Origin of the sequence: Bacillus sp. FJAT-29790 (genome assembly GCF_019039215.1) — a bacterium.
In the GTDB taxonomy this organism is placed as follows: Bacteria; Bacillota; Bacilli; order Bacillales; family Cytobacillaceae; genus Cytobacillus.
The window spans coordinates 749637-766978 of sequence record NZ_JAHNZZ010000001.1 but is presented as its reverse complement, the minus strand read 5'-3'; the positions used below and the strand labels follow the sequence as shown (position 1 = coordinate 766978).

The following is a 17342-nucleotide window of genomic DNA, read 5'->3' as shown; positions in this document are numbered from 1 at the left end:
AATAAAGGGAATGAAACTAAACGTATATATCCAATTACCCAGGAAGAAATCGGACACTTCTAGTTACCTAATCTATTATCATTATAATAGTGCTAAAGTAACCGGAATAAAGATGTATTTTTATGCTAAATAATGGATCAAATAAACAAGTTAGTTCTTTTTTATCATATCCTGTTAGCGATTACAATATCTTGTCAGTATTACCCTGCCTGCATGTTATTAAAGGCAGAAATTGAAAAGGAAATGGGAAAGAATTATTCAATCATCTCTCATTTTAGATAACTTTATCCTAAACCTATATTCCAGCAGGAATCTTCCTCTTTATTACCGAATATTTAAAATATTAAAGGGAGGGAGATGAAACGATGCAAGAAACAACAAATCTTAAAGTGTTGAGTGAATTAGATGCTGCCATTTCTTCATTTGTGAGGCCTGATACATTTCCGTTAGCCATTCGAGTGATGAAAAAAGGGGAAGCACTGCCGGTCCGGGTAAAACGTCCATATAAAGATTTCGGGAAAACATTCAGTATTTGCCAAGGTGTGACGATGGCAAGACGGTATGGATGGGCGATAGCCATGGACCGTGAGGATCTTTCTTGCCCAATTGCTAAGGTGGCGTTCGGTTTTGAAGATGAATTGGACTATTATAAAGAAGGAAATTTAACGGATGGAATGTACACAAAAACATGTGATTTAGGTGTGCTAACAGAGGCAGCTGTTCCTAAGTTTTCGAAGGATGAAGCGGGTACGGTTTTAATCGCACCATTAACACGTGCTAATTTTGAACCAGAGGTGATTGTTGCTTACGGAAATTCGGCGCAAGTGATGAGAATGGTCGCTGGTGCGCTATATCATTCAGGCGGGGAAATCACATCTTCCTTTACCGCTCGGGCAGATTGTGCTGATATCGTGATCAAAACAATGAAATCAGACAAACCTCAAGTTATATTGCCTTGCTACGGGGACCGAGTATTTGCACAGACACATGATCATGAAATGGCCTTTTCCCTCCCTTACTCGCTCGCCCAAAATTTCATAGATGGATTGAAACAAACACATAAAGGCGGTGTCCGTTACCCAGTCCCAAATTACCTCCAATATGAAGCAAAATATCCAGCAACGTATGAAAAATTGAATGATATGTTTGATAACTAATCAAACTTGTTTGTTTAGTTTATACAGCAATAAAAGGTATAGAAAGAAAATGAGGAGCAATCTGCCCCTCATTTTCTTTCTATACCTTTTTCAATTCAAACATACGCTGATCAATCAAACGCTTTTCTTCCCCATTAATTATACCCGGAGCAACTCTTGTTAGTATTGGTGTAACCCGGATTACGTCCTGGATCTTGGCAATGAGGTCGGCATCTAGTTCTGCCTCCGACTCAATCAAAATTTCGAATCGATCTTGATTCCTTTCGCTTGTGATGATTCCTTGGAAAGTACTGTAACCGGCTTGCTCCAATACAGTCGCAAGCTGTTTTTCTCTAACAAACATTCCTTTTACTTTGACTCCATCGCTTACCCTTCCAAGTACACCTGCAATCCGTTTTCCTTCATATCCCTCCACCCAGCGTGACAAATCACCTGTACCAAAACGAATGAGCGGATAGCTCTTGTCAAATAGGGTGACAACAATCTCACCTTCACCGGATGTTACTTCCATTCCGGTCAGCGGATCACAAATTTGCACAATGGCTGAGCTTGTCAGTTTTAAGCCTAATCCTTGCTTATCCTCAAAGGCTAAACAACCACAATCAGCCGTCCCGTATCCTTCATATACTGAAATGCCTTTGTCCTCACATCTTCCTCTGAGATCGTTTGTCAGCATTTCGGCAGTAAAAAACACTTTCTTCAGATGAATTTCTTTTCCAACCGTCCAGTTTTTTTCCTCAATCGCATCTAATAAGATTGCAAAGAAACTCGGAGTTCCCACATACCCAGTGACTTTTAAATCCTTCATTACCTGTATTTGCAGCTCTCTATTCCCTGTGCCAGCCGGGATCACGGTAGAGCCTATTTCCCTTAATGCTGAATCAAACATAAACCCAGCAGGTGATAGATGATAGGAAAATGTGTTTTGCACAATGTCTTTTTCATTAAAACCTGCAGTCTGAAGCGCCTCAGAAAATCGCCAAAAATCTTTATCATGCGTTTGGGGGTCATAAATTGGTCCGGGTGACATGAAAATTCTTGCCATTCCCGTTGAATCAACCGTCGCCAAATTGCCAAACGGTTGATTTTCCTTTTGTAATTCAGGTAGAAGATCCTTCTTTAAGATAGGAATTTTCGCCAAATCCTCAACAGAATTGATATCCGCCGGTGCAAGTCCTGCTTTCTTCATGCGCTGTTTGAACCCTTCGGCATGTTCAAATGCAGATTGAATGACAGCCTGTAGCTGCTTCATTATAGCCACCTCTTTCTTCGTTTATACGATTTAATATCTTTATAGCTTTTCCTGCCTTTATCGCTCATCCCGAGATAAAATTCCCTGACATCTTGATTAGCTAGTAATCTTTCAACCGTACCATCCATGACGATTCTTCCATTCTCCATAATATAGCCATAGTCAGCGATCGATAAGGCGACATTCGCATTTTGTTCAACAACTAAAATCGTCGTGCCTTCCTCTTCATTGATTTTTTTTATGATAGTAAAAATCTCTTTTACTAGGAGAGGAGCGAGCCCGAGGGAAGGTTCATCTAACAGCAATACTTTCGGTTTAGCCATGATACCTCTCCCAATTGCAAGCATTTGCTGCTCACCTCCGGACAAATAACCTGCTTGCCGATTTTTCAGCATATCAAGCTTCGGAAAATAGTTATATACCTTCTGAATGTCATTCTTAATATTTTTTCTGTCCTTACGGGTATGGGCACCTGCGATTAAATTTTCTTCAACAGATAATTGTTCAAACACACGTCGGCCTTCCATGCATTGAAAGATCCCTTTTTTGACAATTGCCTCGGCATCACTTACATCAATCCGTTCCCCATACAGTTCTATGTACCCGCCTGTTACTTCCCCATTCTCACTTTTTAATAGCCCTGAAATTGCTTTCAATGTCGTTGTTTTTCCTGCTCCATTACTTCCTAAAAGGGCAACAATCTTTCCTTTTGGTACAACCATGGACATTCCTTTTAATACAAGGATGACACGATCGTACATGACCTCAACGTTATTAATCGTCAGCATATCCTTCCTCCTATAAAAAGTGGAATTGGTAAATTGAATAAATTTCAGTACTTCTTTTTTTTGCAATTTAACAGCCGGTTTATTTAAAAAGGGGCGTATGAACAACCGCCCCTATACTCCTTAATACCCAATATAATCAGTAAAGACTTCAAATTTCCCGTTCTTCACTTCTGCAAGACGAACTTGATGTGTACCCGCATGATTATCGGGAGCGAACGAAACTGGAGCAGCAAGTCCGCCTAAATCAAGATTTGTCAGTTTTTCAATCCCGGCACGAATTCCTTCGCCTGTTGTCGGGTCATCCGCTAATTTAATTCCCTCTATCATAATTTTGGCTGCTACCCATCCTTGAACAAATTTTTGGTTCTTATCCTCTAATTTCTCTCCTTTACTTTCTAAAAACCCTTTAATTTCTGCCATTCCAGGTAAATCCTCATAAGGGAATGCATGTGTCACAACACCAATGAATCCCTCAGCGGCATCTCCTGTAATCGGAAGCAATCCTTCTCCAGTTGCCCAATTCAGTCCAACAAATTGTGTATCGATCCCAAGCTTTTTAGCATCTTTTAAAATCGTTGCTGTCGCACCCCAAGTTTGTTGGATAATCGCATAATCAGGGTTTTTCTTTTCCATATTTAATAACTGGGACGTCGCATCAAGTGCCTTTAAATCAACAATCTGTTCATCAACAATGTCCACGCCAATTTCTTTGGCAAAGTTTTTTGCATCTTCAATCGGGGATTTTCCGAAAGCTGTATCGTTGTAAATCAAAGCAACTGTTGGCGTACCACCGCTATGATTATCTTTAATCCACTTTAGGACGGATCTTGCTTGGTCTGAATAAGACGCAGCTGTCAAAAAGTTATATGGACTTTCTTCCAAGTTTTTGAGAGTTTCCGAATAAGAAGCCGAGAAAAATGGAAGTTTATCAGCTGCTACTTGTTGACGAAGTGCTTCTGTATCACCTGTTCCCCAACCCAAAATAGCTGCTACCTTATCTTTTGATTTATATTTTTGATAAAGCTTTTGGGCTTCCGGAATTTTATAGGCGTAATCATCGCCAACTAATTCGATTTTATAGCCATTAATATCCCCCTGTGTAGCAAGATACTCGAAAAATGCCTTTTCTCCTTCTGCATACGGCGTTCCAACATCTCCAGTTCCACCTGTAATGTCAAAAAGCCCGCCAATCTTGATTGTTCCTTTTGATTCATTTGAACTTTTCTCTCCTCCCGAATTTACTTCTCCCCCTGAACTTGTTTCCCCTCCTGAGCTCTTCTCTCCGCCTGAACATCCTGCAAGCATTCCCAAGACTAACATGACACCAAACAATACAGCCCATACTTTTTTCATTTTCCTCCCCCTTGTCATCTTGATAATGAATTATTAAAAATTGAAAGTAACCCCCTATTATCAAATTCGACTTGGCGTATTTGCGCCCAGATTTTTACCTTAGCTTGCACGATAAATTCCTTTAAAAATCTGAGACATCTGCCGAAGGCTTAACTTTATTCAGCCAGGGTTTGAACCCCCACTAAATTGGATACCTGTTTGCATTCATCCCGCCACTTATAGAAGCGAGAATTCTGCTGAATAAAGTTAAATCACTTTCAAAAATTCCAGCGCTTTATTGGCCTAGTTGCTAATACGAGAATGGCCATAGCTTAAAATAGTCTTTAATGTTCTTCCATATTTTCGCCAACCCTTGTGGTTCATAAATAAGGAATAAAATAATAACTAGCCCAAAAACCACTTCTTTCATACCTGCGAGTACACCTGAAAGATCCGGGAAAATTCCGCTTAATAAATCAACACCCGAACGCAGGAAAACAGGTAATAATGTGATAAAGACTGCTCCATAAATCGAGCCAAACACACTCCCTAATCCGCCAACGAGAATGATTGCTAAATACTCTATCGAAACAGTAATGCTATACAGTTCCGGGCTTACGACCATTGTGTAATGGCCAAGTAACGCACCCGCTACTCCTACGAAGAAGGAGCTTACGATGAACGCCAGAACTTTATACTTAAACAAATCGATACCCATAACTTCTGCCGCAATATCACGATCCCTTACGGCAATAAATGCTCGTCCGACTCGCGATCGAAAAAGATTCAATGTAAACATAGTCGTGATGATCAATATCGCAAACATCAAATAGTAATAGCTTGTTTCACTGTAAAAAACAAAGCCACCGATTTCCGGCCTTGAAAGTACCATTCCCGCTGTACCACCTGTCACTGAATCCCATCTGGAAATGACAAAGAGGATAATTACTTGCGCAGCTAGTGTTGCAATGGCTAAATAGAGCCCTTTCAGCCTGAGAGATGGTAACCCAAAAAGACCGCCTACAATTGCTGTAATAATTCCGGCGGTTGGCATGGCAATCCAAAAGCTTAAGCCAAGCTTAGCTGTCAAAACCGCAGAAGTATAACCGCCCACACCTAAAAAAGCCCCTACCCCAATCGAAATTTGCCCAGTAAAACCGGTTAATATATTTAACCCAATGGCACCGATGGCTGCGATTCCACATAAAGTGGCTAGACCGACGACATACTCGGAGGCAAGTAACGGAAAGATGGCGAATAACGCAAGTATGATGAAAACGCGCATTCTGACCCGGGAGATTTTCCAAATGGCCATGTCTTGTTTATAGTTCACATGGAACTCGCCACAGCCCATCACAAAAGGATTTTTCATCCGCTTACACCCTCTCGATTTCTTTTTTCCCGAATAGCCCATAAGGCTTGAACATAAGGATAAACACTAAGATGACAAACGGCATAACCTCTTTTAGACCTCCGCCAACGAGCGGATCTAAGTAACCGCCTGTCATACTTTCGATCACACCGATAATTAGCCCGCCAATAATCGCTCCGGGAATGCTGTCCAGTCCTCCGAGAATGGCAACAGGCAATACTTTCAGTCCAATTGCTGATAGGGAAGCATTCACACCGTTAATATTCCCAAGCAAAATACCGCCAACTGCCGAAACAATTGCCGCGATCGCCCATGCAACAGCAAAAATAGTTTTCACACTTATACCCATAGACATAGCAGCCTGCTGATCATCCGCTGTAGCCCTCATGGCAATCCCAAGCTTCGAATATTTGAAAAAGAGAGTAAAAATGAGCAGCATAATAACGACGATGAGCAGTGACCATAAATAAACGGGCGCAATGACAATTTCCCCAAGCCGAACAGGCTGATCCGAAAAAATTTGCGGAAATACTCGTGTTTCATGGCCCCAAATAATATGGACGATCCCAGCCAAGACGCTCGATAAGCCAATGGTCGCCATAATCATTGATATGACAGGCTCCCCGATAAACGGTCTCAAAACAATTCGCTCAATCGCAAAGCCGAGCACTGCACTGAATAGAAGGGCAATAAATAATGCTGCAATAAACGGGATATTGTAAGCCGTTATTAATGTAAGGCAAACATATGTCCCGATTAGTAGGAATTCTCCTTGTGCAAAGTTGATTGCATCACTAGATTTATAGATTAATACAAATCCTAATGCTACTAATGCATAAACACTTCCAATGACGATCCCTGTAGCTAACATTTGTAAAAAAAAGACCATTAAGCAGCCCCCTCTTCCACATCCATAAAGATTACTCGAAGTGTTGTTTGAATAAGCTTTTCGTTTCCATCCCGATATTTGATCGTCCCCTCGACATGGATCTGCTCTTCTGTGGAATACATTCCATCAATGAGGGCTTCATATTTTTTGGCCACAAACTGCCGGCGTACTTTCTTTGTCCGAGTTAGTTCTTCATCATCCGCATCCAGTTCCTTATAAAGAAGAACAAATTTCTTCACACGAGCTTTTTTAGGTAATGTTCGATTCATCTCGTTGACTTGTTTTTGAATGAGTTCTAAAACCTCTGATTTCGAAGATAAATCTGTATATGTTGTATAGCTAATCTGATGTTTCTCCGCCCATCTTCCGACGTTTTCCATATCGATATTAATCATCGCTACGACATATGGTCGGTCTTTTCCAATGGCTACCGCCTCTTGAATGTATGAACTAAATTTCAGTTTATTTTCAATAAATTGCGGGGAAAACATTTCCCCTGAATGGAGGCGAATAACGTCTTTAATCCGGTCGATGACATATAAATGCCCCGCTTCATCTAATCTGCCTGCATCGCCCGTATGCAGCCATCCGGATTGAATCGTTTCTTTCGTCGATTTTTCATTTTTGTAGTAGCCCTTACAAATACTTGAGCTTTTTATGAGAATTTCACCTTCATCGGATATCTTTACCTCTGTACCAGGAATCGGAATGCCAACACTATCAAATTTAATATCTCCGTCCCGATGAACGATGGAGATTCCGGACACTTCCGTTTGCCCATAAATACTCTTCACATTCACACCAATACTATGAAAAAACTCAAATACATCTGGTCCTAGAGGCGCACCACCCGTATAGGCCCGCTTCATACCCAATAAGCCCAAATGGTCTCTAATTGAACTAAACATGAAATAATCCGCAATTTTATAACCTAATTTTGTACCGAAAGAAATCGGAGTATTTTCAAAATGTGCTTTTGCGACTTTTTCCCCAATTGGCTTGCACCATTGATAGATTTTTTTCTTTAACCAACCGGCATCCTGTATTTTCACTTGAAATTTTGAAAGCATATCTTCGTAGATTCTAGGAGGTGAAAACATAACTTGTGGTCCAATTTCGCGCAGATCTTCTAAAACGGTGGAAGGTTCTTCCGGGAAGTTAACAGTCATCCCGTTATATAAGCCCATAGCCATTGTCATCATTTGCTCACCAATCCAGGCGAGAGGGAGAAAGGAAACATATTCGTCTTTATCTGAAAGTGGGTCAATCGTTGAAAGATTTTTAGCCATGTCAAGCAAATTCTTATATGTAAGCATTGTTCCTTTCGGATTTCCTGTTGTACCAGATGTATACGAAAAAATAGCTACATCATCATTCTTTCCTTTCTTCACTTCCATTTGAAAAAAATCAGGAGCTTCTATATCAAACGCATTGCCAAGTTTTTGTACGTCCTTAAAGCTGAGTAAAAAATCATCGTGATAGTTTCTCATCCCACGTGGATCATAATAAATAATCGTTTCGACCTTCGGAATCTCTTCCCTGATTTCAAATATTTTATCAACTTGCTCTTGATCTTCAACAACAACAACTGTTGCATCGCAATGGTCCAAAATATAGCTTATTTCATTTGGAAGAGATTCTTGGTAAATGCCAACCGATATCCCGCCTAAGCTTTGGGTTGCTAATTCGCTGATTACCCACTCCGGCCGATTATCACCAATGATTGCTACCTTATCTCCTCTTTGGAGCCCTAGTTTCGCCAACCCTAGACTTAATAGCTTCACTTGCCGTAAATACTCTTCATACGTTATCTCATTCCAAATGCCATAATCTTTTTCCCTTAAAGCCACATGTGCCCCAGCTGTATTCGCCCTCTCTAATAATAATTGAGGAAATGTCTTATTCGAACTGGACATGAAATCACTCCCCCCTTTATTTATCCTACGTTTTCTTCCCCTAAATAAGCCTCGATGACCTTTGGATTGTTTTGGATTTCCAATGGTGTTCCATAACCAATCAACTTCCCAAAGTCAAGAACTGCAATATGATCCGACAGATCCATAACAACACCCATATCATGCTCAATTAAAATAATCGTCGTATTCATTTCTTCATGGATGTCGATAATGTAGCGGGCCATATCTTCTTTCTCCTCGCTATTCATTCCTGCCATCGGTTCGTCCAGTAAGAGGATTTCAGGTTCCAACGCAAGTGCTCTACCGACCTCCACTCGTTTTTGAAGTCCATAAGATAATGTTCCGACAGGTGTGTTTCGAATATCTTCAATTTCTAAAAAATCGATGACACCTTCCACTTTCTCTCGATGCTCCACTTCCTCCTTTTGCGCCTTTCCCCAATATAACCCGCCAGCTAGGACACCGGTTTTCATTCGTACATGCCGGCCTAGCATAAGATTGTCCAAAACAGATAAATGTGAAAACAATTCAATATTTTGAAATGCTCTCGCGATCCCGAGATCCGCCCGTTTATGAGGCTTAAAATGAGTTATCTCTTCGCCTTTGAACAAAATCGATCCTTCCGTTGGCCGGTACAAACCACTTATACAATTCAACATACTCGTCTTTCCAGCCCCATTTGGACCGATTAAGGAAAAAATTTCACCCTCCTTTACCTCATACGCAACATGGTCCAGAGCAACAACTCCCCCAAATCTTAAAGTCACATCTTTAATTTCTAGAATTCCCACCATAATCCCCCTTTTCCAAACAAGAAAACCTATAATTCCAAAAATTTCGAATATTAAATGTATTCTCTTTTGCTTTAATTAATCCTTCTCTAAAACTAAATATTTTTCTAAATGAGGCAAAATGGTGACATGCGCGTTTTGCGGAAGGATTGACTGATTATTCCATTCAATTAGAAGGTGTTGGCTAAAGGGGCTATTATTTCAGCATATTATTCATTAGATCCCCAAACATATACTGGATTTCTACTGTTATCGTGTGGTACGATCTACAAAGACTAGGATGTGATAAATAATGATAAAAATCGAAATACCATCTCCAGATATTGTCATAACAAAACGGAAACAATTAGGAGAGGCAAGTGAACCGGAATTAAGCAATATGTACGGCTTTACAGACTACCATCGAATTCCAAGAGATAAAGGTGGTCTAATCATGTTTTTCAACAAAAATGATGATCTTTTATTCGTCGGGAAAGCTAGAAAATTAAGACAGAGAGTAAGAAAGCATTTCGAAGATACGGTATCCCCCATTAAAATGTATCGGGACGAAGTATATAAAATCGCGGTTTGTTTTGTAGAGGATCCAATGGAAAGAGAAATCTATGAAACGTATATTATTAATAAACTTCAGGCTAAATACAATATTGACAAAGTGTTCTTTCGATAATTAAAGGGGATTTCTCTCCTTTAATTATCGAAACAATTAATCATAACAGCATTTACAATGCATTAAACACCACGTATAAAATTCCCCCGCAAAATTTCCTTTATTTATTTTTCCACTTAACAAAACGATAGGCTAAGTAGGCAACATAAAGCGGTGTAGCAATGTAAATCAAGTATGGAAATTGGCCAAACTTACCTTTATAAATCAAGTATAAAAGGCTTCCAATAAAGATTGTAACAATCGTCCCATACTTCGGGAGCGGTATTTCTTTTAAGCTTGGGATTCTAATTTTGCTTACCATTAAAAAACACATGCCTGTAAAAACAACCGTTGTAATGATATGAGGAATCTTATCCCCGAATAAAGTGAGGATTGCCAATATTCCCCCAGCTGCGGTAATCGGAACGCCAACAAAATAATTCAAAGACGATTTATTCGAGCTTATATTAAATCTGGCTAATCGAAAAGCACCGAACAAAGGAAATAATCCTGCTACTACAAATCCTAATACGCCGAATTGGAAAAAATATGTATAATAAACTAAAAATGAGGGCGCAACCCCAAATGTGACAATATCGGCGAGTGAATCAAGCTGTTTTCCTAATTCCCCATCAACGTTTAACATTCTCGCAGCCCTGCCGTCCATGCTGTCCAGCATCATACCAATTAATATCAAGATAGCTGCGTTTTTAAATTGCCCATTCGCAGCAAATCCAATTGACAAAAATCCACAATATAAATTACCTAGTGTTAGCATGTTTGGAATCATTTTCGCAAATCGCACTAGTTCTCATCACTCCTACAATTTTAAATTTAAGACCATTCTTATGTTAAAATGAATTTCTTTCATTTTAACATAAGAATATCGTTCCTCTATATATGCTGCGAAAAAAATTTCCAAGTAATAATTCATTAATTCATTCTTGTTAACCTCCTTTTCAGACTTTATCTAGTATCCGTCAAATCCAATTGCCATTCTCGACTCCTTATTTACTACAAAAAGATGCCCCATTCTACGAATTTATTCTTCTCTCCAAATATATCTTATGAAATTTACTCATAATTCTTATTTGTATTTTGAATAGACATAACTTTCAGAAATTATTGATAACCTATTTTCTATCCCATATAATACGATTTACATCAAATACTTATCCTTACGATCCACGAATGCAGTTAAACTTTATTCAGCAGAAGTCTTCCACTTCTATTAGTGGCGAGATGAATGCAAATAGGAATCCAATTCAGTGAGTGTTCAAACCCCGGCTGAATAAAGTTAAGCCTCCGACGGATGCCTCAGATTTTTCAAGAAATTTATCAGCAAGCTAAGATAAAAATCTGGGCGCAAATTCGCCAAGGCAATTTGATTTAGGAAGGAAGGGTTAAATGTATGAATTAGAATGTCCGATATACAAAACCATTTTAGCTTAATGTAAAGGGAGTGAAGTAACTTTATGAACGGAAACATGAATAATAAAGTTGAACAAGATAGTTTTCAACTTTATGACAGCCTTACACCACTTGATAGCAATATGAAAAGTGCAATACCGACCGTCAGACAAAAAAAGAGCAAGTGGAGAGCCTCACAGGAAACAGCCATCATGTGGAGTTCGGTTGGTATCATATTTTTATTATGGTATACAGCTACTAAACTAAATATCTTCTCTGAAGTCTTTATCCCCTCGCCCGCGAAAACTTGGGCTGCCTTTATTGATTTACTTGTTAATGGTTATAAAGGAAATAGTTTAATATATCATCTACTAGATAGTCTATATCGATTATCTACAGCATTTTTCTTCGCATTAATTACAGCCGTTCCTTTAGGATTAATCAGTGGTTATTCATCAAAAGTTAGAGCCGCATTAGACCCAGTCTTAGAATTTTATCGTCCCCTGCCTCCGCTGTCATACTACACACTATTAATTTTATGGTTTGGAATAGGAGATCTCTCAAAAGTGGCTTTATTATATCTAGCCGCCTTTGCTCCAATGTATATTGCATCCGTGTCCGGTGTAAAAGGCGTATTGGAAGACCGCATCCATTCCGCATCTTCATTAGGTGCAAATAGGTGGCAAACGTTCCGCTTTGTTATTTTCCCGTCCTGTTTACCGGAAATTTTCACTGGAATGAGAACAGCGATTGGTTTTGCATATACAACTTTAGTCGCCTCAGAAATGGTTGCCGCTGTTTCCGGTATCGGGTGGTTAGTGCTTGATGCAAGTAAATACTTACGAAGTGACATCATGTATGTTGGCATTATTTTGATGGGTGTTACAGGGATTTTACTTGACCGGATCCTTCGTAAGATTGAAGTGAAAGCGATTCCATGGAAGGGGAAAGATTAGAAAATGGGGGGAAAGAGATGAAGAAAAGCTTTAGTAGATTGTTCCTGAGTATGATGCTTGTTTTGGCACTAGTAATGATTAGTGCCTGTGGGAAAACAGCATCGAAACCTTTTGATGGGACAGTAGAGTTTCGCATTGGTTATCAAGTAATCCCAAATGCAGAGTTGCTTGCAAAAGCGACCAAAATGTTCGAGGAGAAGTTCGATGGTGTTAAAGTAAAGCTGCTTCCGTTCGAAGCAGCAGTTGATGTGAATACTGCCATGGCTGCCGGAGAAATTGATGCTGGCCTAATTGGTTCAAGTTCTGTTGCTTCAGGAGTAGCACAAAAATTACCATACCAAGTCATTTGGCTTCACGATGTAATTGGCGATAATGAGGCGCTAGTTGCAAAGAAGGATAGCGGGATTCAATCACTTGAAGATGTTGTTGGCAAAAAAATCGCTGTTTCCTTCGGCTCAACAACACATTATAGTTTGCTATCAGCTCTTAAATTAAAAGGAATTGACGAAAATAAAGTAACTATTTTAGACATGAAACCGGCTGACATGTTAGCAGCCTGGAAACAAGGACAAATTGATGGTGGATATGTCTGGTATCCAACATTAGGAGAAATGCTTGCTGACGGCAACATTATTTTAACGAGTCGTGACCTCGCACAAGATGGAATTCTCACTGCAGACGTGGGAATCGCAACAAAGGACTTTATTAAGAATCATCCAAATGTATTGAAACAATATATTAAAATATTAAATGAGTCCGTTCAACTTTATCGTTCATCGAAAGACCAAGCTTCTGAAGCGATAAAGAATGAGTTGAATGCATCAAAAGAAGACGCGGAATTTTTCATGGATCAATTAATTTGGTTAGATGCGAATGAACAAGCTTCAGACGAGTTTTTAGGAACAGTTGATAAAAAAGGCGCATTTGCAAAGGCGTTAAAAGATACTGCAGACTTCTTAAAAACCCAGAAGGCCATTGAGTCAGTACCTGACCTTAAAGCGTATGAAGATGCTATTGAACCACAATTTCTTCAAATAGATTAGGAGGTGAGCCCCCATTAATCAAAGTCACGCTCTTGTAGAAAAGATAGCCAAGTCTACAGTTATCCAAATAAAAAATGTCGAATTAACGTATCAAACAGATAAGCAAATTGTTACTGCATTACAAAATATAAATTTAGACATTAAAGAAGGAAGTTTCGTCTGTGTATTAGGCCCCTCCGGATGTGGAAAAACAACATTATTACGTATTTTAGCAGGCTTTCATCAAGCGACATCCGGTGAGGTTCTGCTTGACAACAAGCCTATCTCACCTAAACCTGATCGGCATAGGGGTGTTGTTTTCCAGCAACAAATGCTGTATCCATGGTTAAATATTGAAGAAAATGTGGAATTCGGGTTAAAGATGAGGAAAATCCCAACGAAAGAAAGACGTGAAATTGTCGATCACTATTTAAAAATGGTCGGTCTTTCTCAGTTCAAAAAATCAGCTTCATATGAGCTATCCGGCGGCATGAAGCAAAGGGCTTCAATCGCCCGCGTATTAGCAAATGATCCACGGATTGTGTTAATGGACGAACCATTCGGAGCTTTAGATGCGATGACAAAAGAACAAATGCAAGATAATATCCGGAACATATGGAGAGAGACGCATAAAACGATCTTCTTTATTACACATGATGTCGAAGAGGCCTTGTTGTTAGGTACACATATAATCGTCTTATCTTCACGGCCGGGCCGCATCATTAAAGAAATTTACAGCGATTTGCCGTATAAAATTGAAGAGGGAAAAAGCCGAATGTACCGGGCAGAACCAGACTTTGTAAAAAAACGCGAAGAGATTATCAGTCTTATTTCTTCATAAACTACGGTGTCAGGCACCACAAAAAGACAGTTTCCTCATTTTTGTACACACATTACGGACAAAATAATTATTTATTGTAAAAACCCGCTTGGATCCTGAATATCCAAGCGGATTTTTTTGTATCCCTTATATCCCTATTTGTTCTTCCCCTGCTCCCAACAACCCCTTTAGGACCACTTCTTTATGCTCATCACTCACCGGTGGTGGCGTTGCCTGTTTAACTTGTATATCCCCATGCATTTTCACCTGCAGCAGCCCTTGATTACTTGTATACACCGTGCTCTTTTCTTTAAATAAGGAAAACTCTAGCAGCTCATTTGCTTCCAAAATCGGAGTTAAACAGCAGTCCACATTTTGTCCAAATTCAATCCATTCTACTAAATTTCGGCTTTTAAACAATTTTTTCATTTGTTCATAGACAGGATTATTCTCTTCGGCTGTTGAGAAATGAGCTGCTATCCATTCATCTTTGCCAACAGCTTGACAGAAGTTTTTCCAAAATTTTAGTTCACCTGCAGCAAGAGTGACATAGCGACTATCCTTTGTTTCATAGATAGCGTAGGATATGATCTTTCCATTTAAAAGAGATATACCCGTTAGATCACCTGTTTCTTTTTCGATTAATAGATGGTTACCCATGATGGATGTCAGCACCTCTGCAATGGAAATGCAGTGATAACTTCCTTTCCCTGTTAAGGATTTTGACACTAAACCTGCAAGAATTCTTTCCGTAACCGCAAATCCGCCCATATAGTCAGCTATTTGAATGCTTGGATGAATAGGCTTTCCACTTCCATCCTTTAACTGCGCTAGGACACCGCTCACCCCCATATAGTTTAAGTCATGGCTTCCAAGCTTGCTGAAATGCCCATTGTCGCCATAGCCTGTTAGCGAGCAATAGACGATGTCTTCTTTATGTTTGATCACAGACTCATAGTCGAGACTAAGCTTTTTCATCACACCTGGCCGGAAGCTTTCTAGTACGACATCTGCTGCTTGAATTAATTGTAATGCTATATCTCTGCCAGCTTCTTCCTTCAGGTTAAGTGTTATGCTTTTTTTCTGACGGTTATTTGCAAGGTATATGATGCCTGTTCCCTCTTTTTTAACCCCTAGATGTCTAGCTGGATCTCCATTGGGAGGCTCTACTTTAATCACTTCAGCACCTAGTTCAGCAAGTCTCAGTGTCGCATAAGGACCTGGCAAATAGTTTGAGAAATCGATGATTCTAATTCCTTTTAGCACGGAATGCCCCCTTCTTTATTTTGATTCATTGTTCGTAAATAGCCCTTCAAGCTGTTTGCGAAGGATGAATTTTTGAATCTTGCCGCTTGCATTCCTTGGAAGCACATCACAAAACACATATTTACGCGGGCGTTTGTAATTAGCCAACTCCTCGCTGTTTTTACAGTATTCATCAAGCTCAGCTTCCGTTAGGGCTGGATCCTTTTTTACGACAAAAGCTGTTACCGTCTCTCCCCAGCGATCATCCGGCTGCCCAATTACAGCTACATCTAAGACACCACTATAGGAGTGCAATATATCCTCTACCTCCCGAGGATATATATTTTCACCACCGCTAATGATCATGTCATCGACCCGATCCTTTACCCAAAGATAGCCTTCTTCATCGAGATAGCCAATATCGCCCGAATGGTACCAGCCTTTATACATTGATTTTTCTGATGCTTCTTCATTATTATAATAGCCGCTCATCATACAAGGACCTTTCACAATAATTTCTCCTGTTTCACCTGCTAGAACGGTATCATCTGGCTCTGAAGGGCCATCCTCCTTCGGCCTTACAATTCTGATTTCATGATTTAGGCAGGCTTGACCAGCAGAACCTGCTTTCCTAATTTGGTCTTCTTCAGATAAAAATGTGATTGCCGGACCCATTTCTGTCATTCCATACGCCTGTATGAGTGAGATGCCTAATTTGCTTTTACATGCATAAACTAAGGCCGGAGCCATCGGTGCTGCACCATAGAGACCTATTTTCAAACTTTGAAGCTGATAGGCCTCAAGATTTTCTTGCAGGATCATATTCCACATGGTTGGTGCGGCAAAAAACTTCGAAATTTTTTCATCATTTATTAACTGAAGAACTTGCTTTGGATCAAAATGATGAAGAATCGTATTTTTCGCACCGATATGAACACGAGGAATAAATGCACAATGTAATTCAGCGCAGTGAAACATCGGTGCAGTGACAAGGCCATGATCATTACTGTCCAGCTTGGTTGCACTAATAACGATCAGACTCTGCTCAACAATTTCCCTATGGCGGTGGATGACTCCCTTTGGCCTGCCAGTCGTGCCGCTTGTGTACATGATGGCATAGATATCGCTTTCATGAATATTTGTATCTATATCCAAATGCGAGGCATTCGTTACCTTATCATTGTAGCTTGCTGCGTATGATGGTGCTTCATCATCAATTTGCCAAAAGGCAGTTTGCGGAAAACGATTGGCAATTGGTTTGATGCCGGATTCGAGCATTTTCTCGAATAACACGACTTTAGGTTTCGCATCATTTAATATATAAGCGACTTCCTCGGACATAAGGCGAAAATTAATCGGGTTAAAAATGGCACCTATTTTCGCACAGGCAAAAACAGCAGTTGCCAGTTCTTCCGTATTAAATAAATAAGTTGATACGATATCCCCTTTTCTTACTCCTTCCTGTAAAAGAGCATTCGCGAGCTTATTGATTTCAAGACTCCATTCCTTATATGTGAGCCGAAGATTCTTGCTTACATCATATAATGCTTCCTTGTTCGGATACTTGCTAACAGTTAAGTCGAATAATTTCCCAATTGTAATTGTCATCTTTCATTTTCCTCCTTTAAAAATAGGCTGTTTTAAATGTAGCTGTTGATTTTCGCTACAGGCACTCGCTTTCCGTGGGCGGTCGGGGAGCCTCCTCGTCGCTAACGCTCCTGCGGGGTCTCCCCTGACACGCTTCTC

15 protein-coding genes are annotated in these 17342 nt (G+C 39.9%); 5 read left to right on the top strand and 10 right to left on the bottom strand.

Going from position 1 to position 17342, the window contains the following annotated elements; genetic code table 11:
- The first annotated feature begins 365 nt into the window (after window positions 1-365).
- Window positions 366-1157 carry a DUF169 domain-containing protein gene (locus BGM26_RS03645; protein ID WP_217038381.1) on the top strand — a complete coding sequence of 264 codons (792 nt, stop codon included), beginning with the start codon at window positions 366-368 and terminating at the stop codon, window positions 1155-1157.
- Window positions 1158-1236: 79 nt separating this feature from the next.
- Here the strand turns inward: BGM26_RS03645 and BGM26_RS03640 are convergent, their stop codons facing one another.
- The 7 genes from BGM26_RS03640 to BGM26_RS03610 all read right to left on the bottom strand — a co-directional run bounded on the left by BGM26_RS03640 (window position 1237) and on the right by BGM26_RS03610 (window position 9500).
- The gene (locus tag BGM26_RS03640; protein WP_217038380.1) at window positions 1237-2409 is read right to left on the bottom strand and encodes a phenylacetate--CoA ligase family protein; all 1173 of its coding nucleotides are present in this window, start codon (window positions 2407-2409) and stop codon (window positions 1237-1239) included.
- On the bottom strand, window positions 2409-3197 hold the full coding sequence (locus BGM26_RS03635; protein WP_217038379.1) for an ABC transporter ATP-binding protein: 789 nt from the start codon (window positions 3195-3197) through the stop codon (window positions 2409-2411). Before BGM26_RS03635 ends, BGM26_RS03640 begins: the two co-directional genes overlap by 1 nt.
- A gap of 120 nt (window positions 3198-3317) precedes the next feature.
- The gene (locus BGM26_RS03630) at window positions 3318-4550 is read right to left on the bottom strand and encodes an ABC transporter substrate-binding protein (RefSeq protein WP_217038378.1); all 1233 of its coding nucleotides are present in this window, start codon (window positions 4548-4550) and stop codon (window positions 3318-3320) included.
- A gap of 289 nt (window positions 4551-4839) precedes the next feature.
- Window positions 4840-5901 (bottom strand): branched-chain amino acid ABC transporter permease, encoded by a 1062-nt coding sequence (locus BGM26_RS03625; RefSeq protein ID WP_217038377.1) that lies wholly within the window; start codon window positions 5899-5901, stop codon window positions 4840-4842.
- Window positions 5902-5905: 4 nt separating this feature from the next.
- A complete protein-coding gene (locus BGM26_RS03620) occupies window positions 5906-6790 on the bottom strand; it encodes a branched-chain amino acid ABC transporter permease (RefSeq protein ID WP_217038376.1) in 885 nt (294 codons plus the stop codon).
- Window positions 6790-8706 carry an AMP-binding protein gene (locus BGM26_RS03615; RefSeq protein WP_217038375.1) on the bottom strand — a complete coding sequence of 639 codons (1917 nt, stop codon included), beginning with the start codon at window positions 8704-8706 and terminating at the stop codon, window positions 6790-6792. The genes BGM26_RS03620 and BGM26_RS03615 overlap by 1 nt, the downstream gene beginning before the upstream one ends.
- A gap of 20 nt (window positions 8707-8726) precedes the next feature.
- Window positions 8727-9500, bottom strand: a complete 774-nt coding sequence (locus tag BGM26_RS03610) for an ABC transporter ATP-binding protein (RefSeq protein WP_254118966.1) — start codon at window positions 9498-9500, stop codon at window positions 8727-8729.
- A 289-nt stretch (window positions 9501-9789) separates the two neighbouring features.
- Between BGM26_RS03610 and BGM26_RS03605 the strand changes: the two genes are divergently transcribed.
- Window positions 9790-10164 (top strand): nucleotide excision repair endonuclease, encoded by a 375-nt coding sequence (locus tag BGM26_RS03605; RefSeq protein ID WP_217038373.1) that lies wholly within the window; start codon window positions 9790-9792, stop codon window positions 10162-10164.
- 100 nt (window positions 10165-10264) lie between these two features.
- Here the strand turns inward: BGM26_RS03605 and pssA are convergent, their stop codons facing one another.
- Entirely contained in the window at window positions 10265-10948 is a 684-nt protein-coding gene (pssA, locus tag BGM26_RS03600; protein ID WP_217038372.1) for a CDP-diacylglycerol--serine O-phosphatidyltransferase, read from the bottom strand.
- Window positions 10949-11618: 670 nt separating this feature from the next.
- On the opposite strand from pssA, the gene BGM26_RS03595 reads away from it, so the two are divergent.
- From BGM26_RS03595 to BGM26_RS03585, 3 genes are read left to right on the top strand one after another with little or no spacing between them, the layout of a single operon-like run.
- Window positions 11619-12509: an ABC transporter permease gene (locus BGM26_RS03595; RefSeq protein ID WP_254118964.1), complete on the top strand. Its 891-nt coding sequence runs from the start codon at window positions 11619-11621 to the stop codon at window positions 12507-12509.
- Between the two features lie 17 nt (window positions 12510-12526).
- Entirely contained in the window at window positions 12527-13552 is a 1026-nt protein-coding gene (locus BGM26_RS03590) for a taurine ABC transporter substrate-binding protein (protein WP_217038371.1), read from the top strand.
- A 13-nt stretch (window positions 13553-13565) separates the two neighbouring features.
- Window positions 13566-14372, top strand: a complete 807-nt coding sequence (locus tag BGM26_RS03585; protein ID WP_217040629.1) for an ABC transporter ATP-binding protein — start codon at window positions 13566-13568, stop codon at window positions 14370-14372.
- Between the two features lie 126 nt (window positions 14373-14498).
- Here the strand turns inward: BGM26_RS03585 and BGM26_RS03580 are convergent, their stop codons facing one another.
- Both BGM26_RS03580 and BGM26_RS03575 read right to left on the bottom strand, forming a co-directional pair.
- Entirely contained in the window at window positions 14499-15617 is a 1119-nt protein-coding gene (locus tag BGM26_RS03580) for a CaiB/BaiF CoA transferase family protein (protein WP_217038370.1), read from the bottom strand.
- Between the two features lie 15 nt (window positions 15618-15632).
- The gene (locus tag BGM26_RS03575; RefSeq protein ID WP_217038369.1) at window positions 15633-17204 is read right to left on the bottom strand and encodes a fatty acid--CoA ligase; all 1572 of its coding nucleotides are present in this window, start codon (window positions 17202-17204) and stop codon (window positions 15633-15635) included.
- Window positions 17205-17342 lie beyond the last annotated feature (138 nt).